Genomic DNA, 24,801 nt, shown 5'->3' on the forward strand with positions numbered 1-24,801 from the left:
CGTTATGCAGTTCCCGCAGTCGCTTGGTCGGTCACAGCTCCCCCTGTTCCACGATGCCATCCTGGCAAATCCCGTGGCGCCGTTGCTGACCGATGTGGTCGAAGAACCCAGCAAGGAAGAACCCGAAGCGTTCAGCGAATTGTCGCTACGCGGTGCAGCCGGGCATTGCCGCAGCCTGCTCGCCTCGATATTGCGGGAACTGAGCGAAGAGAAAGACGCGCGCTGGCTGACATTGATCGGCGCACCCGCGGGCCTGTCCCGTGACTGGCTGCGCGAGTCCGGCCTCAACCGCGAACGCATTCTGATTCTTCAACCACGGGGAGAACAAAGCGCTCTCGAACTGGCTTGCGAAGCCCTGCGCCTGGGCCGCAGCCATACCGTTGTGAGCTGGCTTCAATTGGGGCAACGAGCCAAACGCCAACTGGCCCAGGCAGCACGCCAGGGCGACGCGCAAAGCCTGAACATTCTTCTTGGCTAAAAAACTACTGGGCGCCTGGTGATTGCTGCGCCCATCTGACACAAGACGGTAACCGGATCAGTGGAAGATCTGGCTCCAGAGATCAGTGCAGGACGCGCGGACCATCCTGATGGTCCATCTCACCTTCAGCCAGCCGACCCGCCATCTGAACACCCACATTCAGCATGGCCTTGGCGACTTCCAGGTGATGCCCCTGAAGGAAAGCCTTGGCGTCAGCGGAGAAGTCCAGCGTCACCAACGCCTCTTCGTCCTCAGCCCGGCGCAGAATGATGCGGCCATCAGGCAGTTCGACTATTTCCAGAAAGGACGTAGGCATAATTTCATATCTCCACGAAAGGCGGCCATTGTAGCAGCCAGCCGCCAGCACGCCCTAGCCCGTCGATCAAATCAGCACTCGCTTAGTGTTTCTCGGAAGCGCAATGCAAGCGATTTCAGATTTTGCCGCCATGATTCCAGTACTTCGCGCGACAGTGGCATCTCTTCCTCAACTACGCTGACTGCGGTGATCAACGGTAGAGTCGGGTCGATTTTGGCCTGCTTCGGCGCCTGCGGCGGCTGGAACAATACGCGATAGGCCGCAAGCAGTTCAGCCAGCCACGTTTCACGTTGCTGAGCCAACTCCACCAGCTCAGCCAATTCGGGGCTGGGTGCGGCAGCCAGTACTTCCGGCGTCAGCAACAACTCGACGCGCGGCGCGCCGGCCTCGGGAAGACGGTAATAGCCGGCGATTTCATGACACAGGCCAAGCAGCGCACCGTAGAGATGGAACAACACCGCCTCGCGCTGGGACTGAATCAACGCCTGGGCATTCATCGCCTTGCCCTCTTCCGCCTTGCCCCAGGACTCCAGCGACAATCCAGCGAAGAAGATTTTCTGGTTGGTGCGGGTGTAAAGCTCATGGGCCATGACGGCGCCCTCCACAGGTGACCCGGGCAGTATATGCGCGCCCGGAACCGGGCGCGCGACGGTCGGTCAGCGTTTGTCCTCGACCTTCCACTTGCCGCCATCGAAGAAAGCGCGCCAGCCGGTGGGCTTGCCTTCGACCTCGGTCTGCACATATTGCTCCTTGGTCTTGCGACTGAAGCGGATCACCGCTGGACGTCCTTCCGGGTCTTTCTTCGGCGCATCCAGCAGATAGTGGTACTTGGCATCCAGCTCGTCCTTGTGCGGAATCAGCTCCTGCACCAAGGGTGCGCGGGTTTCGCGATTCTTCGGGAACTGGCTGGCCGCCAGGAACAGCCCGGAAGCGCCATCACGCAGCACATAGATGTCGTCGACTTTCTCGCACTTCAGCTCGGGCATGCGGATCGGATCGATCTTCGGCGGAGCAGCTTCGCCGCTCTTCAGCAACTTGCGGGTGTTCTTGCAACTGGCGTTGGTGCAACCGAAGAACTTGCCGAACCGGCCCGTCTTGAGCTGCATCTCACTGCCGCATTTATCGCACTCCAGGCTCGGACCTTCATACCCCTTGATACGGTACTGGCCCTGCTCGATCTCGTAGCCCGAGCAGTCCGGGTTATTGCCACAGATATGCAGCTTGCGGGTTTCATCCAGCAGGTAGGCATCCATCGCCGTGGCACAGATCGGGCAACGGTGCTTGCCACGCAATACACGGGACTCCGACTCACCTTCGTCGTCCGCAGCGATCTCGTCGCCCGGGACCAGGTTGATGGTGGCCTTGCAACGCTCTTTCGGCGGCAGGCTGTAGCCCGAGCAACCGAGGAATACGCCGGTAGAAGCCGTGCGGATCATCATCGGGCGACTGCACTCGCGGCAGGGAATATCGGTCAGCGTGGGCTGGTTGGCGCGCATGCCCTTGTCAGCACCTTCCGCCAACTCGAGTTTCTTCCTGAAGTCGCCGTAGAACTCGTCCAGCAGGTGCTTCCAGTCACGCTCGCCCTGGGCTACGTCATCCAGGTGCTCTTCCATGCCGGCGGTAAAGCCGTAATCCATCAGGTTGGCGAAGCTTTCATTCAGGCGCTCGGTAACGATGTCGCCCATCTTCTCCGCGTAGAAACGACGGTTGTGCACCGTGACGTAGCCGCGCTCCTGAATGGTGGAAATGATCGCCGCGTAAGTGGACGGACGGCCAATGCCGCGCTTTTCCAGTTCCTTGACCAGGCTGGCCTCGGAGTAGCGCGCCGGCGGCTTGGTGAAGTGCTGGCTGGGCTCGAGATTGAGCAGCTTGAGCAGTTCGCCTTCGCTCATTTCCGGCAGGACGTCGTCCTCACCGGGCTTGCTCTGCTGCGGCAGGACGCGAGTGTAACCATCGAACTTGAGAATTCGGCCCTTGGCACGCAGCTCGAACTTGCTGGCAGTGACGCTGACGCTGGTGGACAGGTACTCGGCCGGCGGCATCTGGCAAGCCACGAACTGGCGCCAGATCAGGTCGTACAGGCGCTCGGCATCACGCTCCATGCCAGACAGCTGGGTGGGACGCAGATTGACGTCGGACGGGCGAATGGCCTCGTGCGCTTCCTGGGCGCCTTCCTTGCTGGAATAGACGTTCGGCTTGGCCGGCAGGTACTTCTGACCGAACTCGCCCTCGATGAAGCCACGCACCATGGTGATGGCGTCGGCCGAGAGGTTGGTCGAGTCGGTACGCATGTAAGTGATGTAGCCGGCCTCGTAGAGACGCTGGGCCATCATCATGGTCTTCTTCACCCCAAAGCCCAGGCGGTTGCTCGCGGCCTGCTGCAGGGTGGACGTAATGAAAGGCGCGGACGGGCGACTGGAGGTCGGCTTGTCCTCGCGCTTGGCCACGGTGTAGCTCGAAGCCTTGAGCTCCTCCAGCGCCGCCATGGCCTGGGCTTCGTTCAACGGCTTGAAGGCCTCGCCGTTCTCACGCGCCACCTCGAAACGCACCTTGGCGCTCTTTGCGGTGCCGAGGTCAGCATGAATTTCCCAGTATTCTTCCGGAACGAATGCGCGAATTTCGCGCTCGCGCTCCACCACCAGCTTCACCGCCACGGACTGCACACGACCGGCCGACAGGCCGCGGGCAATTTTCTGCCAGAGCAGCGGCGAAACCATGTAGCCCACGACACGGTCGAGGAAACGACGCGCCTGCTGCGCATTGACACGGTTGATGTCGAGGTCGCCGGGCTGGGAGAAGGCTTCCTGAATGGCCTTCTTGGTGATTTCGTTGAACACCACGCGCTTGTAGCGGCTGTCATCGCCGCCGATGGACTCCCGCAGGTGCCAGGCAATGGCCTCCCCTTCGCGGTCCAAGTCGGTTGCGAGATAGATGGTGTCGGCATCCTTGGCCAAGCGGCGCAGCTCGTCGATCACCTTTTCCTTGCCGGGCAGGATCTCGTACTTGGCCTTCCAGCCGTGCTCAGGGTCCACACCCATGCGTGCAACCAACTGACGCTTGGCCTTCTCCTTGGGGGACAGAACCGGCGCTTCGCCAGCGGTCTTGCCACGCTTGGCCGGCTCCTTGGCGGTACTGGCCGAACCGCTGGTGGGGAGGTCACGGATGTGGCCGATGCTCGACTTCACCACGTACTGGTTGCCCAGGTACTTGTTGATGGTCTTGGCCTTGGCCGGGGATTCCACGATGACCAGCGATTTGCCCATGGATCGGTGTGTTCCTGATTAAAGAATGTAAAAGGCGGGTGCCGCCCGTCGCGGCACCGCTATATATAGTGGCCAGCGCGACGCGGTCAAGCGCACCCCGGCTGCCTCGATGCCTCTCAGGGCTGAGGATAGGGATTCGGCTCTGCACTCACCAAGGCGAAGCGCGCAATCTGCTCGCCATCCACCTGGACCGTTTCGGTGAACATGCTGAGCGGTCGCACCCAAAGGCCGAATTCGCCGTAGAGGGCCTGGTACACCACCAGTTCCTCCTCCGTCTCGGAATGTCGCGCAATACCGACGACACGGTACTGCTGACCCTTGTAGTGACGATAGAGACCCGGTTGCAGGCGCATGATTGCCTCACAGTAATGAATGCAGGCTATCCCGCAAAGGTTGCGCATGGTGCCGCGTGATGCGACTCGAAACCAGCCCTTGCATGAAAATTCCTGCGAAGTATCTCCACATGAAAGCAAAAACCGGGGCACTAGGCCCCGGTTTTCTCATCTTGCGTGCGTTTAGACGCGCTCGAAGATGGTGGTGATGCCCTGGCCGAGACCCACGCACATGGTGGACACGCCCAGATTACCGCCGTTCTGTTTCATCACATTCAGCAGGGTGCCGGAGATACGGGCACCAGAGCAGCCGAACGGGTGGCCCAGGGCGATAGCGCCGCCGTGCAGGTTGACCTTCTGCTCCATCTTGTCGAGGAGCTTGAGGTCTTTCAGCACCGGCAGGGCCTGGGCGGCGAAGGCTTCGTTGAGCTCGACGAAGTCGATGTCATCCATGGTCAGGCCTGCGCGTTTCAGCGCCTTCTGGGTGGACGGCACCGGGCCGTAGCCCATGATCGCCGGGTCGACGCCGGCAACCGCCATGGCGCGCACCACGGCCAGGGGCTGGATACCCAGATCCTGGGCACGCTGGGCACTCATCACGATCATGCAGGAAGCGCCGTCAGTGATCTGCGAGGAAGTGCCCGCAGTCACGGTGCCGCCTTTCGGGTTGAACGCCGGCTTCAGGCTGGCCAGGCTTTCCAGAGTGGTCTCCGGACGAATGGTTTCGTCGTAGTCGAACACCTTCAGGAAGCCGTTTTCGTCGTAGCCTTGCATCGGGATGATTTCATCCTTGAACTTGCCTTCGACGGTCGCCTTGTGGGCCAGTTGGTGCGAACGCACACCGAACTGGTCCTGGGCTTCGCGGCTGATGCCGTGCATCTTGCCGAGCATTTCAGCGGTCAGCCCCATCATGCCCGATGCCTTCGCGGCGTACAGGGACATGTGCGGGTTCGGGTCGACGCCGTGCATCATGCCAACGTGGCCCATGTGCTCCACGCCACCGACCACGAAGAAGTCGCCGTTACCGGTCTGGATGGCCTGCACGGCGGTGTGCAGGGCGCTCATGGAGGAGCCGCACAGGCGGCTGACGGTCTGGCCAGCGCTGGTGTGAGGGATCTGGGTCATCAGCGACGCCATGCGTGCGATGTTCCAGCCCTGCTCCAGGGTCTGGTTCACGCAGCCCCAGATCACATCCTCGACTTCCGACGGATCGACCTTGGTGTTGCGCTCCAGCAGCTTGCTGATCAGGTGCGCCGACATGTCCTCGGCGCGGGTATTGCGGTGCATGCCACCCTTGGAGCGACCCATCGGGGTGCGGCCGAAGTCGACAATGACTGCATCTCTAGGATTCAGGCTCATATTCTTCACTCTCGCTCAATTAGCCGAAAAACTTCTGGCCGTTCTTGGCCATTTCGCGAAGCTTGGCGGTCGGGTGGTACAGCGCGCCCAGATCGGCGTACTTGTCGGCCAGGGCCACGAACTCGGCCACACCGATGCTGTCGATGTAGCGCAGCGCACCACCACGGAAGGGCGGGAAGCCGATGCCGTAGATCAGGCCCATATCGGCCTCGGCAGCGGTCGATACGATGCCGTCTTCCAGGCAGCGCACGGTTTCCAGGCACAGCGGGATCATCATGAAGTTGATGATGTCCTCGTCGGTCAGCTCACGCTGCTCCTTGACGATCGACTTCAGCACTTCGTAGGCAACCGGGTCGATGACCTTCTTCGGCTTGCCGCGCTTATCGGTTTCGTAGGCGTAGAAGCCCTTGCCGTTTTTCTGACCCAGACGGTTGGCGTCGTACATGACGTCAACGGCGGTCTTGCCTTCCACAGCCATGCGATCCGGGAAGCCTTCGGCCATTACATCGCGGCCGTGGTGGCCGGTGTCGATGCCAACCACGTCGGACAGGTACGCCGGGCCCATGGGCCAGCCGAACTTCTCCATGATCTTGTCGATGCGGACGAAGTCGACGCCGAACTCCAGCAGCTTGGCGAAACCGCCGAAGTACGGGAACAGCACGCGGTTGACCAGGAAGCCGGGGCAGTCGTTGACCACGATCGGGTTCTTGCCCATTTTCTTGGCGTAGGCAACGGTGGTGGCAACCGCCACTTCGCTGGACTTCTCGCCACGAATCACTTCAACCAGCGGCATCATGTGCACGGGGTTGAAGAAGTGCATGCCGACAAAGTTCTCCGGACGCTTCAGGGCTTGGGCCAGGTAGCTGATGGAGATGGTGGAGGTGTTGGAGGCGATGATGGCGTCTTCGCGAACATGGCCTTCCACCTCGGCCAGCACAGCGTGCTTGACCTTCGGGTTCTCGACCACGGCCTCAACCACGATGTCGACGTTGCCGAAATCGCCGTAGGACATGGTCGGACGGATCGCGTTCAGGGCTTCAGCCATCTTCTCGGGCTTCATGCGGCCTTTCTCGACGCGCTTGCCGAGCAGCTTGGAAGCTTCCTGCAGACCCATCTGGATACCCTCTTCGCGGATATCTTTCATCAGGATCGGAGTGCCCTTGGACGCGGACTGGTAGGCGATGCCGCCACCCATGATGCCGGCGCCGAGAACGGCAGCCAGTTTCACGTCTTTGGCAGCTTCGTCGTACTGCTTGCCCTTTTTCTTCAGTTCCTGATCGTTCAGGAACAGGCCGATCAGGCTGGTGGCGACCGAAGTCTTGGCCAGCTTCACGAAACCGGTGGCTTCAACTTCCAGAGCCTTGTCACGACCGAAGTTCGCGGCCTTCTGGATGGTCTTGATGGCCTCGACCGGAGCCGGGTAGTTCGGGCCGGCCTGGCCAGCAACGAAGCCCTTGGCGGTTTCGAAGGCCATCATCTGCTCGATGGCATTGAGCTTCAGCTTCTCCAGCTTGGGCTGACGCTTGGCCTTGAAGTCCAGCTCGCCGGAAATGGCACGCTTGACCAGGTCCAGGGCGCCGGCCTGCAGCAGGGCGGGAGCGACAACGGCATCGACGGCGCCGACTTTCAGGGCGTCCTCGGCACGGTTCTCTTTCCCGGACGCGATCCACTCGATGGCGTTGTCGGTACCGATAAGGCGCGGCAGGCGCACGGTGCCGCCGAAGCCCGGGTAGATACCCAGCTTGACTTCCGGCAGGCCGACCTTGGCGGTGGCGCTCATCACGCGATAGTCAGCCGCCAGGCACATTTCCAGGCCGCCGCCCAGGGCGATGCCGTTGATCGCGGCAACGGTGGGAACTTCGAGGTCTTCGAAGGCGCTGAAGATCTTGTTGGCTTCGAGGTTGCCGGCCACCAGTTCTTCATCGGGCAGCTGGAAGTTATCGACGAATTCAGTGATATCGGCACCGACGATGAACACGTCCTTGCCGCTGCTGACGATAACGCCCTTGACCGAAGCGTCTGCCTTGATGGCTGCAACTGCATCACGCAGTTCATTCAGGGTGAGGCGGTTGAACTTGTTGACGGACTCACCCTTGAGGTCGAACTTCAGTTCGACGATACCGCCCTCAAGAGCCTTAACCGTGATGGCTTTACCTTCGTAAATCATCAACTGATCTCCACGGTTTGGGAAACTGGACTGTACGCATCGGAGCCAACCGGCGGACTCGCCTCCCGGCGCTGCCGGAGCATAGTCCCGATCGATCCGGCACACCCACCGATGCGAAATTCGGGCTGTATGGCTAGAAACGTCATACAAGACAAACGCTTGATTCATACGCCCGTTTGATTTGGGTGAGTGCAGATTCAGGGAAAAGTCTGCGCTTGTCAATCGCGCAGCGTGACCGGTCGGCCACGATAAAACGGCTCTGCCACCAGCCTCACCGTAACTCGGGCCGCACGGCTGACACGGATTCACACTATTGATTACGTCTCATCACGCTCACCGCGGATTGGCAGAAAAGCCGCCGGAAGGCCGCTGGCAAATTGCCTGTTCCACGGGTACATTCGTGCCACTCGATCCGCCAGGATTCGAACGCCAAAACAACAACAATCAAGGCCAATGGCCCACGGAGTCGTACCAATGACGAGCCGCCTGCTTGCCATTCTTCTGGGTACCCTGCTCACCCTTCCCGCTTTCGCCTCTGCTCAGGCTTCCTCGGCTGACAACCTGCTTAAACTCCATCAGATGCGCCTCGCCGCCCAGCGCAGCCTTGGCGACTTCTATATGTACAACGGCATGGAAGGCGACCAGCGCTATGCGCGCCTGATCGACGAGTCGGTGCAGAAGGCGGATGCACGCCTGAAGGAACTGGGCGAAATGCCCGGGGAAGCGTCGAAAGCGCTGCACGGCCAGTTGACCCAGGAATGGCAGCACTACAACAGCGAGCTGACCGGTCTGGTCACCTCACTCAAGCAACAAGGCTATACCGACCTGCAACCGGTGGCTGACCTGACCGCGAGCAACAAGCGCCTGATGGACCTCTCCAACGAGCTCTACGCCAGGATCCAGCAGGAAGGTTCGACCCAGGTCCCGTCCCTGACCCAACGCAGCCGCGACCAGAGCCTGCTGATGCAAACCATCGCGGTGGACTACGCCTCCCGTAGCGCGTCCATTGGCGGCAGTTTCATCGGCAGCAACGGCGGCAAGGGCATTGATGAGCTGGCCGGCCAGTTCGCCAACCAGCTGACCAGCCTGGAACAGGCCCCGCAAAACACGCCGGAGATTCGCCAGGCGCTGGATGGCATCAGCACCAAATGGCGTTACATCGAGAAATCGCTGAAGAACTACAACGAAAACAGCGTGCCGTTCCTCATCAACAAGTACTCGGACCGCATCATCGACGGCCTCGAAGACGTCTCCGCCCGCTACTCCGCCGCCCAGAGCTGAGACAGCAATCGGCGCGATGGCAATCGCCGTCGCGCAGCCCCCTCAGGCCAGCGCCTTCAGCGTGTCGGCAATGCGCTGCAGGTCCTCCGCGGTTCCCCGCTCCCCCCAGTAGAGGGCAATCATCTGCGAGCTCGCTTCGACCTTGTAGACATCCTTCGGCAAGCCAGCCAGATGCGCCAGCACCACCGCATCCTCGCAGGGCTCGCGCCACTGGTTCAGCCAACTGCCCGGCTCGTTCTGCCAATAGCACCAGGCCTCGCGCCCGCGCACGCGCGGCCGATGGTACTGCGCGCAAGAATGGGGAGGCTCCTGGACCAGCCAGTGCGGCCAGTCCTGGCGCGACAGCTGCATGGCCAACCCCATTCGCCGCGCCTGCAGGCGCAGCTCCATACGCCCTCGCTGCCCTTTGGACGGCACCAGCCAAACCAGCGGACTGAGCATCGCCAGGAGCAGCAACAGGACGATCCAGAGGGTCATAACAGTTATCTCCGCGCAAAAGCCTGTGTTAAACGTTCCGGAAAGCCATACTTGTGATCATGCGCAACCTTAAGGAGGAGTCACCCATGACCTACCAGCACATTCTGGTCGCCGTAGACCTGACCGATGAATGCCATCCTGTGGTGCGTCGTGCCCAGGCGCTGGCCCAGGCCAGCAATGCCAAGCTGTCGCTGGTGCATATCGTCGAACCGATGGCCATGGCCTTCGGCGGTGACGTACCCATGGACCTGTCCATGCTCCAGCAGCAGCAGTTCGAACAGGCCCGGGAGCGCCTGCAGGGCTTCGCCGGTATTTACTCCGAATTGAGCGCCGACCAGCGCCATCTGGCCTACGGCCAACCTCGCCAGGAAATTCACCGCCTTGCAGAGGAACAGGGCTGCGACCTGATCGTTGTCGGCAGCCACGGCCGCCACGGCCTTGCCCTGCTGCTCGGCTCTACCGCGAACGATGTACTTCACGGCGCGCCCTGCGACGTTCTCGCGGTTCGCCTGAAAAAACCTGAATAAAACGACGCGACTTTGTGGGCGCGGGCTTCAGTCGAAGCCCTCGCCCGCACTCATCACCAGCGGCCGAATCTTCTGCAGTTGGGTTTCCAGCGAGTAGGTCATGCTGGATGCCATGGAGAAGAAGGTCAGGAAAGCCTTGAGGTTGGAATCCCCCTCACAGGTATCGTGAATACGCTGCCAGAACGCCTGGTTCACCAACTGCAATTGCTGGAACAGACGCACCAGCCCCTTCAGCTCCCAGTCCGCATGGCGCCCTTCCCGAAGGTTGAAATACTGCCGCGCGAGGTAGAGCGAAACCGCCCGCAGGATGAACTCCTGATTGCTGGCGAATGGCAGGTGCTGCTGCGCCATCGGCTTGAGCTTGCCCAGGACCGGGCAGGCGCTGGTAGCCATGATGACCCCCAGCAGGGCCCGCAGCCCCTCCTCCAACCCGACAACCTTGGCGTATTCACGATCCGGCGTACGCACCCAGACCTGCACCTTCTTGAAGGCCGGCAATCCCTGGAAGTCCTCGATCACCCGGTGCAGGTCCACCGCTGCCGGACAATGGCTGTGGGCTTCCCGGCGTAGCGGGCAGTTGCTGCACTGCTGATGTTCCAGACGCGTCCACTTTGGCGCGCCAACAGCGCGCTCCTGGTCGTACTCACGGTCCAGCTCGATGCGATAGCTGAACTCATGCACGTCATCCAGGCTGATGCGGTATTCGATGGCCATGGGCTCTCCGGCTCACTTCCTCAACTGTCTTCCAGTTCCGCCCAGCGCTCGATCAGGCGGTCCAGTTCCTTCTGCAAGCCATCCAGCCGTTCCAGCACCACGCGAGTCTGCTCCGGCGGACGCTGATAGAAGGCCGGGTCGGAAATTTCTTCCTGTAGCTTCGCCTGCTCGGCTTCCAGGGCTTCGATCTGCCCCGGAATCGCTTCCAGTTCGCGCTGAAGCTTATAGCTCAGCTTCTGTTTCGGAGCTTCGGCTACCGCCGCCTTGACCATCGACGCAGGCTCGGCAGCCTTAGGCGCCTCGGCCTTGGCCTCGCGACCTTCGCCAACGCCCAGCAGACGCGGCGAACCGCCCTGGCGCAGCCAGTCCTGATAACCGCCGACGTACTCGCGCACGCGGCCATTACCTTCGAACACCAGCGTGCTGGTGACCACGTTGTCGAGAAATGCCCGGTCGTGGCTGACCATCAGCACGGTGCCGGGGAAGTTCAGCAGCACCTCTTCGAGCAGTTCCAGGGTTTCCACGTCCAGGTCGTTGGTCGGTTCGTCCAGCACCAGCAGGTTGGCCGGCTTGCTGAACAACTTGGCGAGCAACAGTCGTGCCCGTTCACCACCGGACAACGCCTTCACCGGCGTGCGGGCGCGCTGCGGACTGAACAGGAAGTCACCCAGGTAGCTCAGCACGTGGCGGTTCTGGCCGTCGATGGAGATGAAATCGCGACCTTCGGAGATGTTATCGATTACGGTTTTTTCCAGATCCAACTGGTGACGCAGCTGGTCGAAATACGCCACTTCGAGGCGAGTACCGATCTCGATGCTGCCACTGGTGGGCTGGAGATCACCCAGCAGCAGCTTGAGCAGTGTGGTCTTGCCAGTTCCGTTGGCGCCCAGCAGGCCGATACGGTCGGAGCGCTGCAGCACCAGGTTGAAATCGCGGATCAGCGGCTCGCCGCCCGGATGGGCGAAGCCGACATTCTCCGCCACCATCACCTGCTTGCCGGATTTCTCCGCTGCGTCCAACTGGATCGTCGCCTTGCCCTGCCGCTCACGACGCTCTGAACGTTCGACACGCATCGCCTTGAGCGCACGCACCCGGCCTTCGTTACGGGTACGACGGGCCTTGATGCCCTGGCGAATCCAGACTTCTTCCTGGGCCAGGCGCTTGTCGAACAGGGCATTGGCCACTTCTTCCGCCGCCAGCTGCTGTTCCTTGTGCACCAGGAAGCTGGCGTAGTCGCCGTTCCAGTCGATCAGGTGGCCACGGTCCAGTTCGAGGATGCGGGTGGCCAGGTTCTGCAGGAAGGAACGGTCGTGGGTGATGAACAGCACCGCGCCGTTGAAACCCAGCAGGGCCTCTTCCAGCCAGGCGATGGCGCCAATGTCCAGATGGTTGGTGGGCTCGTCGAGTAGCAGCAGGTCCGGCTCGGCCACCAGCGCCTGGGCCAGCAATACCCTGCGGCGCCAGCCACCGGAAAGCTCGGCCAGGGTCTTGTCCGCCGGCAACTGCAAGCGGCTCAGGGTACTGTCCACCAGCTGCTGCAAACGCCAGCCGTCGCGGGCCTCGAGTTCTTGCTGGACGTGGGCCAGCTTGGTCAGGTCGGCCTCGGACTGGATGTGCAGGCTGAGGTGATGATATTCGGCCAGCAGCGCACCAACGCCAGCCAGCCCTTCGGCGACCACGTCGAACACGGTACGGTCGTCGGCAAGCGGCAGTTCCTGGGGCAATTCGCCGATCTTCAATGCCGGTGCGCGCCAGATTTCGCCGTCATCGGCGAACTGGTCGCCCTTGACCAGTCGCAGCAGGCTGGACTTGCCGGTGCCGTTGCGGCCGATGATGCACACGCGCTCGCCACGGGCGATCTGCCAGGACACCTTATCCAGCAGCGGCATGGCGCCGTAGGCAAGAGATACGTCGGTGAACTTGAGCAGCGTCATGTGGGGCCTCCAGGATAAGGGCGCGCATTCTACCCGACTTGCCACACCGTCTCTCGGGCATTTTTTACCGCTGGTTTCCCCTGCTGGCGCAATGCTTTAACCGGCTCGTCGCAGAAGCTAAGCTAGGCGCTATTCGATGCCCGAAATGGGCATTCATAACGATATATCTGCCTCGGAAGTGTCATGCGCGGTCGTCTGCTCAGCCTGTTTTCCTGTTTGCTCCTGTCTACGGTCGGCCTGCAAGGTGCGCAGGCCGCCTCGGTTTCCCTCACGCAACAACGACTGATGTACGACGAGGCCAAGCGCGCCCTGGCCAAGGGCGATTCCGGCCCCTACCAGCGTTATGCCAATGCGCTGCGCGATTACCCGCTGGAGCCGTACCTGGCCTATGACGAGCTGACCGCCCGTCTGAAATGGGCGAGCAACGACGAAATCGAGAAGTTCCTCGCCGAACACGGCGACCTTCCCCAGGCTGGCTGGATGAAGCTGCGCTGGTTGCGCTGGCTGGCCGAGCGCGGCGAATGGCAGACCTTCATCAACTACTACGATCCCAAGCTCAACTTCACCGAACTGGACTGCCTGTTCGGCCAGTACCAGCTCAAGCACGGCATGAAGAAGGAAGGCTACGCCACCGCCAAGAAGCTCTGGCTGGTGGGCAAGTCCCAGCCCGAGGCCTGCGACGTGCTGTTCGGCATGTGGAGCGCCGAAGGCCAATTGACCGAGGAACTGCGCTGGAAACGCGCCAAGCTGGCGGCTGAAGCGCGCAATTACGGCTTGGCGAACCACCTGGTGAAAACCATGCCGCGCCTGGGTACCCAGGGCAAGCTGATGGTGGAAGTGGCGCAGAAGCCGCAGATATTGAGCCAGACTGCCCGCTTCGTCCCCGCCGATCGTCACACCGCCGATGCGGCCGGCCTCGGCTTGCGCCGCCTGGCACGCCAGGACCCGGAGAAAGCGCTGAGCCTGCTGGAGGTCTATACGGCCCGCCTGCCTTTCTCCAAGGACGAGAAGGTGGCAATCGCCCGCGAGATCGGCCTGACCCTGGCCAAGCGTTTCGATTCACGCGCCCTCAAGGTCATGGCGCAGTACGACCCCGAGCTGCGCGACAACACTGTCAGCGAATGGCGCGCGCGCCTGCTACTGCGCCTGGGTCGCTGGGATGATGCCTACCAACTGACCCGGCAGATGCCCGAAGACCTGGCCAAGACCAACCGTTGGCGCTATTGGCAGGCCCGCACCCTGCAACTGGCGCAGCCCCAGAGCCAGCAACCGGTTCCGCTGTACCAGCCGGTGGCCCGCGAACGCGACTTCTACGGTTTCATGGCCGCCGACCGTATCCAGGCGCCCTATCAGTTGAACAACAAACCTCTGGCCATTGATCCGAAGGTCATGCAGAAGGTGCGCAACACCGCCGGCATCCGCCGTGCGCTGGAGTTCCATGATCGCGGCGAGATCGTCAACGGTCGCCGCGAGTGGTACCACGTCAGCCGTCTCTTCAACCGCGATGAGATGGTGGCCCAGGCCAAGATCGCCTACGACCTGCAATGGTACTTCCCGGCCATCCGCACCATCAGCCAGGCGCAGTACTGGGATGACCTCGATATCCGCTTCCCGATGGCCCACCGCTCGGCTCTGACTCAGCAGGCGAAGATTCGCGGCCTGCATTCCAGCTGGGTATTCGCCATCACTCGCCAGGAAAGCGCCTTCATGGCCGACGCGCGCTCCGGTGTCGGCGCCATGGGCCTGATGCAGCTGATGCCCGGTACGGCCAAGGAAACCGCACGCAAGTTCGGCATTCCGCTGGGCTCGCCGAAGCAGGCGTTCAACCCCGACGTCAACATCCAGCTCGGCGCCGCCTACCTGAGCCAGGTCCACGGCCAATTCAACGGCAACCGAGTGCTCGCCTCGGCCGCGTACAACGCGGGCCCGGGTCGCGTGCGCCAGTGGCTGAAGGGTGCTGACCATCTGTCCTACGATGTCTGGGTGGAATCCATCCCCTTCGACGAAACCCGCCAGTACGTGCAGAACGTGCTGTCCTACTCGGTGATCTACGGGCACAAGTTGAACGCCCCGCAGCCCCTGGTGGACTGGCATGAGCGATACTTCGACGACCAGTGAAAACAAAGAAAAAGGGCGCCACTCGGCGCCCTTTTTCATTGACTCGAATTCGGACTACTCGAGGACCTCGATCTCCATCCCCACCTCCAGCACTCCGCTGGCACGGTTGATCAGGTTCTGCCCAAAGTAGACCTCGCCCTCGTGCTCGCGGTAGGTCTTGAGAGTGGTCAGCGGTTCACGGTCGGCACTGCGCTCTCCGGTCGCCGGATCGATGGTGGTGAGAATGCAGCGGCTGCAGCCCTTGGCGACACTGAATTCGATTCCACCAATGCGGATACGCTTCCAGCCATCCTCGGCGTAAGCCTCGCTGCCTTCCACCACCAGGTTCGGACGAAAACGCAGCATTTCCAAAGGCCGTCCTACCCGTTCGCTCAGGTCCTCCAGCGAGGCCTGGCCAATCAGCAACAGCGGGAAACCATCGGCAAAGCCCACCTTCTCTTCCGGCAACAGACTGCCGGGAATGTCCCGCGCACGGTGCTCCGGCACATGAACCAGACGGCAAGCCTTGCCAAGGAATTCGCTGACCCATTGAGCGGCTTCATCGCCGGCATCGGGCACATACATCGGCGCCCCCCAGACGAAGGTGCCACGCAGATTGCTGTCCGGGTCCGGCAGCGGCACATCAAGGGCAGGCTGCCCCTGTGTGCTCAAGGTCAGGCCGCCGGCATCGTTCCACCGCGCCGACAGCTGGGACATGCGGGGAAAGGCGCGCTGGGTCAGGAAACGGCCGTTTTCAGCGTCCACCAGCATCCAGCGGCGGTCACCTGCCAGGCCCAGGGCATCCAGCCGGGCTTGTTGCAGGGGTTCGCCAATGGCGGACTTCATGGGGTAACGATAAAGGGAGGAGAGACGCAACATGGCTGGCTTCCTGATCAGCGTTCGAGCGAAACCCACCTTATACGCAGCCGACCCCGCTCACCTCAAGCTCATTGATCTCGCTTGAGCCGGTCCATCACTACGTCTACCAGCCTGTCGGGCTGGAACTTGGAGAGGAAGTTGTCGCAGCCGACCTTCTTCACCATGGCATCGTTGAAGCTGCCGGACAGCGAGGTGTGCATCACCACGTAGAGGTCACGCAGACGCGGGTCGTTGCGAATCTCGGTGGTCAGGCGATAGCCGTCCATTTCCGGCATTTCCGCGTCGGTGAAGATCATCAGCAGCTTCTCGGTCATGTCTTCACCACTGTCCGCCCAGGCCTTGAGCATCCTCAATGCCTTCAGGCCATCGCTGGCCATGTGCATGCGCATGCCGAGCTGCGAAAGGGTCTCCCGCAGTTGCGTCAGGGCCACGCTGGAATCGTCCACCAGCAGCACCTCACGACCCACGGCCATCTGCAGCAACGGGTTGCCCAGGCGATCAGCGGATACCCGGGTGCTCATCGGCACGATCTCGGCCAATACCTTTTCCACGTCTATGACTTCGACGATCTGCTCGTCCACCTTGGTGATCGCCGTCAGGTAATGCTGGCGGCCCGCGCCACCAGGTGGCGGCATGATGGACTCCCAGTTGAGATTGAGGATGCGGTCCACGCCGCCGACCAGGAATGCCTGCACCGAGCGGTTGTACTCGGTGACGATGATGGTGCTGCGCTCATCGGGCACCAGCGGGCGCATGCCGATCGCCTGGGACAGGTCGATCACCGGCAGCGTCTGACCCCGCAGGTTGACCACGCCGCACACGAAGGGATGGCGCTGCGGGATCAGCGTCATCTTGGGCAACTGCAGAACCTCCTGCACCTTGAACACGTTGATGGCGAACAGCTGACGACCACTGAGGCGAAACATCAGGATTTCCAGGCGGTTTTCACCCACCAGTTGGGTGCGTTGATCGACGGTGTCGAGAATGCCGGCCATGGAACTTCCTCTGCTGCGAATGCGGTGTAGGCAGGACTGCCATGGCAGCGTTTCGGCAAACCGCCGAAAAACTGAAGACATGGCACCGAGCCATCATGCCGCAGCCATTCCCACGACGCCAGCGCCACGGCGATCATCCCGGCAGCAGCAATGGAGAGTCTTCGGGCAGATGCAGCCGCAGCGCTCCCACCCGTGCGGAGACGCGCAGGCGCGAGCTTTCCAGCGGTTCGCCATCGAGGTTCAGGTCCAGCCCTTCCGCAGCTTCCACTTCCACCCACGGCAGGCGCGCGCTCACGGAAACCGTCTCCAGACCGAGGATGCCGCCGGACAGCAGTGTCGTCAGGGTGCCCACCACGTCCTGGGGAGCCGGGATGATGCAGAGGTCCAGCAGCCCATCGTTCAGCACCGCCTGCGGACACAGCGGATGGCCACCGCCGGCCTGGCGCCCATTGCCGATACCGAGCGCCAGGAACTCGCCCTCCCAGAAAAAATCCGGACCGCGAAAACGGCCCAGGGCCGAATGCACCTCGGCGAAGTGGGTAAGGCCGGTAAGGAAATAGGCAGCCCCTCCGAGTACCTTCTTCAGTTCTTCGGAGGTGTTGGCCGTGATTTTCGAGCCAAATCCACCTGTCACCATGTTGAGGAACAGATGTCCATCGGCATCGCCCAGGTCGATCGCACGCGGCGTCACATCCAGCAGGGCCAGCGCTTCGCCCGGTTCGAGGGGTACTCCAGCGGCCCGCGCGAAATCGTTGGCCGTACCCAAGGGCAGCAGCGCCAGGCTGGCATCGCTATCCGCCTGGACCACGGCCTCGGCCACCTCGCGCAAGGTGCCGTCACCGCCCCCGGCGATCAGGGTCCGATAGCCCGCTGCCAGCGCTTCCCCAACCAGTCGGCGAGCATCACCCGCTTCCCAGGTAACGCGCACCGCCAAGTCCCACCCGTCCTCGCGGCGTGATTCGACCGCCGTTCTCACGTCGTCGTTGGTTGCCTGTTTGCCGTGCAGGATCAGCAAGCCTTTGCGCTCGCGCATATCTCCTCCATCAACCAGGAATGGCCGGAGTATAGGACCGCAAGACTTCGACATTGACGCCCGGGCCGATTGCTCCAACGCCAGACCAATCGACTATTTAGATATCAATTGCGGAAAAATTGCGCTTTTGCACAGTTATATGATGATTGATCATCCACCCATTCCTCCGGAGAACTCCCTCCGCGAGCAGACTGGAGAACTGAACATGATCGAAGTACGCCCCTTCGCTGAACTGGGTGGAGCTCACCACGGCTGGCTCAATGCCCGTCATCACTTTTCCTTCGCCAGCTACTACGACAGCCAGCGGATGAACTGGGGCCAACTGCGGGTATGGAACGACGACGAGATCGCGCCCCACAGTGGCTTCCCGCCGCACCCGCACCAGGACATGGAAATCATCACCTACGTCCGCGAGGGTGCCATCACCCACCAGGACAACCTGGGCAACAAGGGCCGCACCGAAGCCGGTGACGTGCAAGTGATGAGCGCCGGCACGGGTATCGCCCACAGCGAGTACAACCTGGAGGACGAAACCACCAAGATCTTCCAGATCTGGATCATGCCCACCGAGTACGGCGCTGCGCCGTCCTGGGGCGCCCGTCCCTTCCCCAAGGGGGAGCGTGCAGGCAGCTTCATCACCCTGGCGAGCGGCATTGATGAAGGCACGGACGCCCTGCACATCCGCGCCAACGCGCGACTCTCCGCCGCGACCCTGAAGGCGGGCCAAAGCGCCGAGTACCGACTGGAAAAAGGCCGCAAGGCCTATCTGGTGGCAGCCAAGGGCAAGTACGAGGTGAACGGTGTTGCCGCCGAAGCCCGAGACGGCGTGGCGGTGCACGATGTAGAAGTGCTCAGCTTCACCGCCAGCGAGGACAGCGAGATCGTTTTGGTGGATGTGGCCTGACCCGTAGGGTAGCCGTGCGCACAGGAGCTCCGTGTCGAGTCCCGGTGCGCACGGCGCACCCTACATTCACGCCGGGTAGCCGGTGATGTCGCGAATCTTGCGGTACAACGGCCGCAACTGCTTGTACATCCCCTGGTAAACCTCCCGGTACAGCCGGTCATAGGTACGCTGTGCCTGCGGGTCCGGCTGGAACACCTGGCCCACCCGCGTCATGGCGCGAATGGCCGCTGGAAAATCCGGATGCAAGCCTAAGCCCACCGCGCAATCGATCGCTGCACCGAGTCCCGAAGTTTCGTAAACATGCGGCCGCTCAGCCGGCAGGCCGAAGATGTCGGCAGTCAGTTGCATGGCAGCATCGCTCTGGGAACCGCCGCCGGACACCCGCAATCGCGTGATGTGAGTGCCGGAACGTTTCTCGATCTGCTCCTTGCCCTGGCGGAGGGCATACGCAAGACCTTCGAGAATGGCGCGATAGATATGCGCGCGGGTATGAACATCGCCGAAGCCGATGATCGATCCCTTCGCCTCCAGGCCCGGCTCGCGGATGCCCGGCGACCAATAGGGTTGCAGCATCAAGCCCATGGAACCGGGCGGCACGCTGTTGACCAGCTCGTCGAAAAGCACCTCCGGCTCAACCCCCAGTTCCTTCGCCCGTTGCATTTCACGCAGGCCGAACTCCTGCTTGAACCAACTGACCATCCAGAAGCCCCGGTAGATCATCACCTCGGTGTTGAAGTGATCGGGAATCGCTGCTGGATAGGGCGGAATCAGCGGAATGGTTTCCAGGTACTTGCGCCGCGTGGTGTTGATAGTCGCGGTCGTGCCATAGGACAGGCAGGCCACGCTTGGCTCCACCCCGCCGGCACCAATCACTTCGCAGGCCTTGTCGGCACCGGCGGCAATCAGCGGCAGACCTTCCGGGATTCCGGTATGGCGGCTAGCCTCGGCGGTGATGCTGCCCAAGCGCTCGCCGGGCTTGAAGAGTTCCGGCAACTGCTCACGGCGCACCGGCATGGACTGCCATTTCCAGTCACGCGGCGCGGCCCACTGCAAGCGCTTGTAATCGAATGGCAGGTAGGCGACCTGACAGGCCACCGAATCGACGAAACGCCCACACAATCGGTGACTGAGGAAGCCTGAGAGCAACAGCACCTTGTGCGTTCTGGACCAGAGCTCCGGCTGGTTCTGCGCAACCCAGTTGGCTTCCGCCTGCGCACGGAAATAGTCCACTGTGCCCTCCAGACCGATCGCCTTGAACAACCATCCCCAAGGCCCCTTGATCCGCCCCTCCACCTCGGCCTGGCGCTGGTCGAGCCAGAGAATGGCCGGGCGCAATGGCTTGCCCTGCTCATCGACATTGATGACGGTGCCGCGCTGGGTGGTCAGGGACACACCGCGAATCAGGCTGCGGTCGATGTCCACTGACTCCCACAACAGCCGGCAGGCTTCACCCAGGCTGCTCCAGTAGTAATCAGGGTCCTGTTCGGCCCAGCCGGGCTGGCTGGAGTAATAGGCCTCCAGCGGCACCTTGCCCTTGCCCACCAGGTTGCCTTGCAGGTCGAACAGCAGGGCGCGAACGCTCTGGGTGCCGTTGTCGATGGCCAGCAGATAACTCTTTTCGCTCACGATGCGTCCTTGTTCTTGTTATTCGGGCAGGCTGTAGCAGTGTCGCCAGAGCGCCAGGTAGGCCGCCTCTTCCTCTGCCCAGCGGGAATCGTCCCAACCCAGCAGCGGCTGACACAGCGAGCGAATGCGCGGCAGCTCCGCGCGGGCCCCCTCCGGCAGCAACAGACCGAGGCGCGTCCGACGCAGCAACAGATCGTCCAGATGCAGGACCAATTCGCCCTCCGCCGCCCAGGCCAGTTCGGCCCAGAGCGTATTGCTGCTTCCGACGCGCCCGTTGCCGAGCTTCACGGCCCAGCGCGCCACTTCGGCAGCACTTCGCCCATGCCGACCCATCAGACGCAAACGCTGGGCGGGCGACAGATTCGTCGCGTCCGGAGCCGCGCAGGGCCGAAACACCAGGTCATCGCCCTCCTCCACAATCCGGCCGACGAAGCCTGCGCAGGCATGCAGCACCTCCAGGGCCAGCAGGCGGAAAGTGGTCAGCTTGCCTCCGGCCAGGGTGACGCAGCCGGGCTCCGTCCAGAGGACGTGCTCGCGCTTCTCATCCGAGGGTTTCAACCGCGCCTCGCCATCGCTCACCACCGGCCGGACTCCAGCCCAGGTGGACAGCACATCGCAACGGCCAATCCGGGCTGCAGGGAACTGCAGGGCACAGGCTTCCAGCAGGTAGCTGACTTCCGCCTCAGTGATGCGCGCGTCCCGGTCCAGGTCGTCCCGGTGGTCAAGATCGGTGGTGCCTATCACGGTCGCCCCTTCCCAGGGGAAGACGAAGACAGGCCGACCGTCCGTGGGATGCATGAAGCTGATCGCGTGGGCCAGCGGCAGGCGCCAGGCCGGAAGCAGGAGATGACTGCCGCGCAGCGGGCGAATGTGCTCCGTGCCCTGTGCAGTGCGCAGGCGATCAGCCCAGGCACCCGTGGCCTGGGCCACCGCACGGCTGCGGAAAGTGAAGCGCTGGCCAGTCTCCAGGTCCTCGGCTTCCAGGCCGGTCACCCTGCCCTGGTCCCGCCGCAAGCTCACCACACGCAAGCCGTTCAGGGCCTCGCCACCTTCAGCGCGAGCCTCGCCCAGCACTCGCATCACCAGCCGGGCATCGTCGGTAACGGCGTCGAAGAAACGGGTGCCACCCTGAAGGCCGCCTTCGGCAAGGCCGGGCACCAGATAGCGCAGTTGCTGCAGGGGGTAGTAAAAGTGGTTGCGGTGCCCGGCGAGCGCGTCGTACACCGCCAGTAGGCCGCCGAAGATCCGCGGCCCCGGAAAACCGCCGCGGTGCGGCATGACGAAGCTCAACGGCTCCACCAGTCCAGGCGCTTCGGCCAGAAGACGCTGGCGTTCGCGCACCGAGGCGCGGGTGAGGCCGAACTGGCCCTTGGCGATGTAGCGCAAACCGCCGTGGACCATCTTCGAGGACCGGCTCGACGTTCCCCAGGCGAAGTCCCGCTGCTCCAGCAGCAGGCATTTCCAGCCGCGTCTGGCCGCTTCCCGCAGGATGCCCGCACCACAAATTCCGCCACCGACCACGATCAGGTCCCACTCGCGGCTGGCCAGTTCGGGCAAGACAGCGGCGCGCCAACCGGCGTTCCAGGCGCCCATGTTCAATCCTCGAGCAGAACGCCGGGAGCGAGACGCCCCGCGGGGTCGAAGTGCTGCGCCAGGCTACGCAGCGCGGACATACCCAGAGCCCCTTTCTCCACGGACAGCCAGGGTGCGTGGTCGCGACCGACTCCGTGCTGATGGCTGATGGTGCCGCGATTCTGAACGATCACCTCGCTGGCGGCGCGTTTGAGTTTGCTCCAGCGCGCGAGGGCCTCGCCGTAACTCGCACCGGGACGGTAGACATAGGTCGTGTAGATGCTTGATCCCTCGCCATAGACATGGGAGAGGTGCGTGAACACGTGGACGCGCTCGCCTTCATCCGCCAGGCCATTGCGCAGGCTGCTCTCGATCTTGCCGAGCAGGCTGTCGACATTGACCCAGTCGGTAGCGGTTTCCAACGTGTCCACTACATAGCCCGCACTCCACAGCGCATGGCGCAGATAGGGGAAACGGAAGCGGTTGTGCTCCCACTTCTTGCCCAGCAGGGTACCGGTGAAGACCCCGCCGAATCCCTTCAACAGGCGCCGGGCCTGCTTCAGCGACGCGGCGTTCTGTGCGCGGTTGCCGGTCACGCCGAAGGTCAGCATGCATTTGCCGGCACCAGCACCACGCAGGGCCAGGTACTTTTCCAGCAGCGCAATCTGCCCCGGATGGCCAGCCAGGGCCAGCTGCGTCTCCGTTTCAATGGCGTTCGACAGGCGCAGCATGGACAGCGGCACCCGCGCCTGGGCGAGGTGGCGGATACCCTCGAGTGCCTGCGTCCAGTTGGGCAGGAAAACGGCGTAGAAGGATTCCTGATCGGCCAGCGGAGTGACACGCACCCGCACTTCGGAAATCACCCCGAAGCGCCCTTCGGAGCCGAGCACCATTTCACGCAGGTCCGGCCCCGCCGCCGATGCCGGGAAGGTCGGCAGTTCCATGGGACCGGCAAAGGTCTCCAGCGTACCGCCGGCAAACAGCTGTTCGATGCGTCCATAACGCAGGGATTGCTGGCCACTGGAGCGACTGGCCACCCAGCCGCCCAGGGTGGAGAGTTCCCAGGACTGCGGGAAATGGCCAAGCGTATAGCCACGGGCACGAAGCTGGCTTTCCACCTGAGGGCCGTTGGCACCGGGGCCGAAGGTGGCGATCTGGCTTTCCTCGTCCAGCTCCAGCAAGCGATTCATGCGCGCCAGGGACAGCGTAAGCACCGGTCGCTCGCCGGCCTGGGGGTTGATATGACCCGCCACCGACGTGCCACCGCCATAGGGAATCAGCACCAGGTCACGTTCAGCCGCCATGGCCAGCAGCTCGCGGATCTGCTCCGGGGTTTCCGGGAAGGCCACGCCATCGGGGAACAGCCCGAAATCGCCCTCGCGCATGGCCAGCCAGTCCGGCAGGCTCTGGCCACGGGCGTGGCGCACGCGGGTCTCGGCATCCAGGCTGATCAGCGGATGCGCCGCCAGGCGCGAAGCCGGCACGCGCGCCAGTACACGCTCGAGCGTCGCATCAGCCAGCGGCTGGCCCGTGCTGATGCGTTCGGCCAGGAATGCCGCTCCATTGGCCGGCAGTTCCACCACCATCGCCTCATCGCCCCAGCCGTTCCAGCGTCGCATGCCGTTCTCCTTGTTCGGGTTGTTTCGAAGGTCTTCGATGGCTGCCTATACTAGCCAGCCGCCCAAAGGCGTCACTGTCGGATCGGGACAGTGGCCATCGCCAATCAGGACATAACAAGAAAACGCATGCACGCCCTCGGCTATACCTCCGTTCCCGCCCTTCTCAAGTACCTGCGCCACGCGGAACAGCTTGGTCTGGAACAGGCCTCCGTTCTCGCCGCGGCCGGGCTCAGCCCCGAAGACCTCGCGGACAACGGGCGACGCCTACCCAGTGAAGTCCACGAGCGCCTGCTGGGCCATCTGATCCGCGAGTCCGGCGATCCGCTCTTCGGCCTGAATTCAGCGCGTTATGTGCAGCCCGGCTCCTGGAGTGTGCTGGGTTACATCACCATGAACTGCGCCACCCTCGGCGAAGCCATGAGCCGCATCGCGCCTTACGAAAAGCTGGTGGGTGACATGGGCGTGAGCCGCATCGAGGCCGAGGGCGACCTGGTGCGGATGATCTGGAGCTGCCGCCACCAGGACCCGGCCATCCGCCGCCACATGGTGGAAAACGTGCTGGCCTCCTGGCTGCTTTATGCCCGCTGGATCGCCGACATGCAGCGCTCGCCGAAGGAAGTGTGGTTCGAGCACGCCCTGCCCGAGGGGACCCGCATCGAAGACTACGAAGCAGTGTTCGGCTGCCCGGTCCAATTCGAACAGCCCTGCAACGCCCTGCTGGTTCCCCTTGAGTACCTCGCGGTGCCACTGCGCCAGGCCGATGCCAACCTGCTGCGCACACTGGAAGAACATGCCCTGGCACTGATGGCGGGGCTGGATGGCGACGAGCCGCTGCCGCAGCGAGTGAAGAATGCGCTGCGACTGCTGCTCAAGGACGGCCTGCCGCGCAAGGAACGGGTGGCGGAGAAATTCCATATGACCGTCCGCACCCTGCAGCGCCACCTGCAACAGGCCGGGACGAGCTACCAGCAGATTCTCGACGAACTACGCCGCGAACTGGCGGAGCACTACCTGCTGCGCAGCGACCTGCCGATCCAGGACATCGCCTGTTACCTGGGCTTCACCGAATCGCGCTCCTTCCACCGCAGCTTCAAGGCCTGGACCGGGCAGACGCCGGGGGAGTATCGGGAGGCGAAGAGGCAAGGGTGAAGGCAATCGCCCAATAAGGGATGAACCTTGTAGGGGCGAATTCATTCGCCAAGGGACGCGAAGCAGCCCCGGACATGGC

At 62.7% G+C, this 24,801-nt stretch carries 21 protein-coding genes; 6 read left to right on the forward strand and 15 right to left on the reverse strand.

Annotated elements, in window-relative coordinates:
- Window positions 1-4 precede the first annotated feature (4 nt).
- Window positions 5-478, forward strand: coding sequence for an SOS-induced cell division inhibitor SulA (gene sulA / locus MnOB_RS16700; RefSeq protein ID WP_077525347.1), 474 nt, complete (start codon window positions 5-7; stop codon window positions 476-478).
- Between the two features lie 82 nt (window positions 479-560).
- Here sulA and MnOB_RS16705 read toward each other — a convergent pair whose 3' ends face one another.
- From MnOB_RS16705 to fadB, 6 genes are all read right to left on the reverse strand, one after another.
- Window positions 561-794: a hypothetical protein gene (locus tag MnOB_RS16705; RefSeq protein WP_077525348.1), complete on the reverse strand. Its 234-nt coding sequence runs from the start codon at window positions 792-794 to the stop codon at window positions 561-563.
- 71 nt (window positions 795-865) lie between these two features.
- Window positions 866-1,384 (reverse strand): DUF6586 family protein, encoded by a 519-nt coding sequence (locus MnOB_RS16710; protein ID WP_077525349.1) that lies wholly within the window; start codon window positions 1,382-1,384, stop codon window positions 866-868.
- A gap of 66 nt (window positions 1,385-1,450) precedes the next feature.
- Window positions 1,451-4,057: a type I DNA topoisomerase gene (gene topA / locus MnOB_RS16715; protein ID WP_077525350.1), complete on the reverse strand. Its 2,607-nt coding sequence runs from the start codon at window positions 4,055-4,057 to the stop codon at window positions 1,451-1,453.
- Between the two features lie 116 nt (window positions 4,058-4,173).
- Window positions 4,174-4,410 carry a DUF1653 domain-containing protein gene (locus MnOB_RS16720; protein WP_199824548.1) on the reverse strand — a complete coding sequence of 79 codons (237 nt, stop codon included), beginning with the start codon at window positions 4,408-4,410 and terminating at the stop codon, window positions 4,174-4,176.
- Between the two features lie 162 nt (window positions 4,411-4,572).
- Window positions 4,573-5,748 carry an acetyl-CoA C-acyltransferase FadA gene (fadA, locus tag MnOB_RS16725; RefSeq protein ID WP_077525351.1) on the reverse strand — a complete coding sequence of 392 codons (1,176 nt, stop codon included), beginning with the start codon at window positions 5,746-5,748 and terminating at the stop codon, window positions 4,573-4,575.
- 19 nt (window positions 5,749-5,767) lie between these two features.
- On the reverse strand, window positions 5,768-7,915 hold the full coding sequence (gene fadB / locus MnOB_RS16730) for a fatty acid oxidation complex subunit alpha FadB (RefSeq protein WP_077525352.1): 2,148 nt from the start codon (window positions 7,913-7,915) through the stop codon (window positions 5,768-5,770).
- A gap of 474 nt (window positions 7,916-8,389) precedes the next feature.
- Here fadB and MnOB_RS16735 point away from each other — a divergent pair, with 474 nt between their 5' ends.
- On the forward strand, window positions 8,390-9,196 hold the full coding sequence (locus MnOB_RS16735) for a hypothetical protein (RefSeq protein ID WP_077525353.1): 807 nt from the start codon (window positions 8,390-8,392) through the stop codon (window positions 9,194-9,196).
- Window positions 9,197-9,238: 42 nt separating this feature from the next.
- On the opposite strand, the gene MnOB_RS16740 is transcribed toward MnOB_RS16735, so the two are convergent.
- Complete coding sequence (locus MnOB_RS16740) at window positions 9,239-9,673, reverse strand: hypothetical protein (RefSeq protein WP_077525354.1); 435 nt, start codon at window positions 9,671-9,673, stop codon at window positions 9,239-9,241.
- 86 nt (window positions 9,674-9,759) lie between these two features.
- On the opposite strand from MnOB_RS16740, the gene MnOB_RS16745 reads away from it, so the two are divergent.
- Window positions 9,760-10,200: a universal stress protein gene (locus MnOB_RS16745; RefSeq protein ID WP_077525355.1), complete on the forward strand. Its 441-nt coding sequence runs from the start codon at window positions 9,760-9,762 to the stop codon at window positions 10,198-10,200.
- A gap of 27 nt (window positions 10,201-10,227) precedes the next feature.
- Here the strand turns inward: MnOB_RS16745 and MnOB_RS16750 are convergent, their stop codons facing one another.
- The gene (locus MnOB_RS16750) at window positions 10,228-10,914 is read right to left on the reverse strand and encodes a DUF6901 family protein (RefSeq protein WP_077525356.1); all 687 of its coding nucleotides are present in this window, start codon (window positions 10,912-10,914) and stop codon (window positions 10,228-10,230) included.
- Window positions 10,915-10,934: 20 nt separating this feature from the next.
- Window positions 10,935-12,848, reverse strand: coding sequence for an ATP-binding cassette domain-containing protein (locus tag MnOB_RS16755; protein WP_077525357.1), 1,914 nt, complete (start codon window positions 12,846-12,848; stop codon window positions 10,935-10,937).
- Window positions 12,849-13,031: 183 nt separating this feature from the next.
- Between MnOB_RS16755 and MnOB_RS16760 the strand changes: the two genes are divergently transcribed.
- A complete protein-coding gene (locus tag MnOB_RS16760; protein WP_077525358.1) occupies window positions 13,032-14,966 on the forward strand; it encodes a transglycosylase SLT domain-containing protein in 1,935 nt (644 codons plus the stop codon).
- A 54-nt stretch (window positions 14,967-15,020) separates the two neighbouring features.
- Here MnOB_RS16760 and MnOB_RS16765 read toward each other — a convergent pair whose 3' ends face one another.
- From MnOB_RS16765 to yegS, 3 genes are all read right to left on the reverse strand, one after another.
- Window positions 15,021-15,824: an MOSC domain-containing protein gene (locus tag MnOB_RS16765; RefSeq protein ID WP_077525359.1), complete on the reverse strand. Its 804-nt coding sequence runs from the start codon at window positions 15,822-15,824 to the stop codon at window positions 15,021-15,023.
- A 68-nt stretch (window positions 15,825-15,892) separates the two neighbouring features.
- The gene (locus MnOB_RS16770; protein ID WP_077525360.1) at window positions 15,893-16,819 is read right to left on the reverse strand and encodes a chemotaxis protein CheV; all 927 of its coding nucleotides are present in this window, start codon (window positions 16,817-16,819) and stop codon (window positions 15,893-15,895) included.
- Window positions 16,820-16,952: 133 nt separating this feature from the next.
- Entirely contained in the window at window positions 16,953-17,852 is a 900-nt protein-coding gene (yegS, locus tag MnOB_RS16775; RefSeq protein ID WP_077525361.1) for a lipid kinase YegS, read from the reverse strand.
- A 205-nt stretch (window positions 17,853-18,057) separates the two neighbouring features.
- Here yegS and MnOB_RS16780 point away from each other — a divergent pair, with 205 nt between their 5' ends.
- Window positions 18,058-18,756, forward strand: coding sequence for a pirin family protein (locus tag MnOB_RS16780; protein WP_077525362.1), 699 nt, complete (start codon window positions 18,058-18,060; stop codon window positions 18,754-18,756).
- A 66-nt stretch (window positions 18,757-18,822) separates the two neighbouring features.
- On the opposite strand, the gene MnOB_RS16785 is transcribed toward MnOB_RS16780, so the two are convergent.
- From MnOB_RS16785 to MnOB_RS16795, 3 genes are read right to left on the reverse strand one after another with little or no spacing between them, the layout of a single operon-like run.
- Window positions 18,823-20,382: an FGGY-family carbohydrate kinase gene (locus tag MnOB_RS16785; protein ID WP_077525363.1), complete on the reverse strand. Its 1,560-nt coding sequence runs from the start codon at window positions 20,380-20,382 to the stop codon at window positions 18,823-18,825.
- An 18-nt stretch (window positions 20,383-20,400) separates the two neighbouring features.
- Window positions 20,401-21,975, reverse strand: coding sequence for a glycerol-3-phosphate dehydrogenase/oxidase (locus MnOB_RS16790; protein WP_077525364.1), 1,575 nt, complete (start codon window positions 21,973-21,975; stop codon window positions 20,401-20,403).
- Window positions 21,976-21,977: 2 nt separating this feature from the next.
- Entirely contained in the window at window positions 21,978-23,573 is a 1,596-nt protein-coding gene (locus MnOB_RS16795) for an FAD-binding oxidoreductase (protein ID WP_077525365.1), read from the reverse strand.
- 126 nt (window positions 23,574-23,699) lie between these two features.
- Here MnOB_RS16795 and gliR point away from each other — a divergent pair, with 126 nt between their 5' ends.
- On the forward strand, window positions 23,700-24,722 hold the full coding sequence (gene gliR, locus MnOB_RS16800) for an AraC family transcriptional regulator GliR (protein ID WP_077525366.1): 1,023 nt from the start codon (window positions 23,700-23,702) through the stop codon (window positions 24,720-24,722).
- Window positions 24,723-24,801: the final 79 nt, after the last annotated feature.

It is taken from the genome of Metapseudomonas resinovorans, from assembly GCF_002003485.1.
Classification (GTDB): Bacteria; Pseudomonadota; Gammaproteobacteria; order Pseudomonadales; family Pseudomonadaceae; genus Metapseudomonas; species Metapseudomonas resinovorans_D.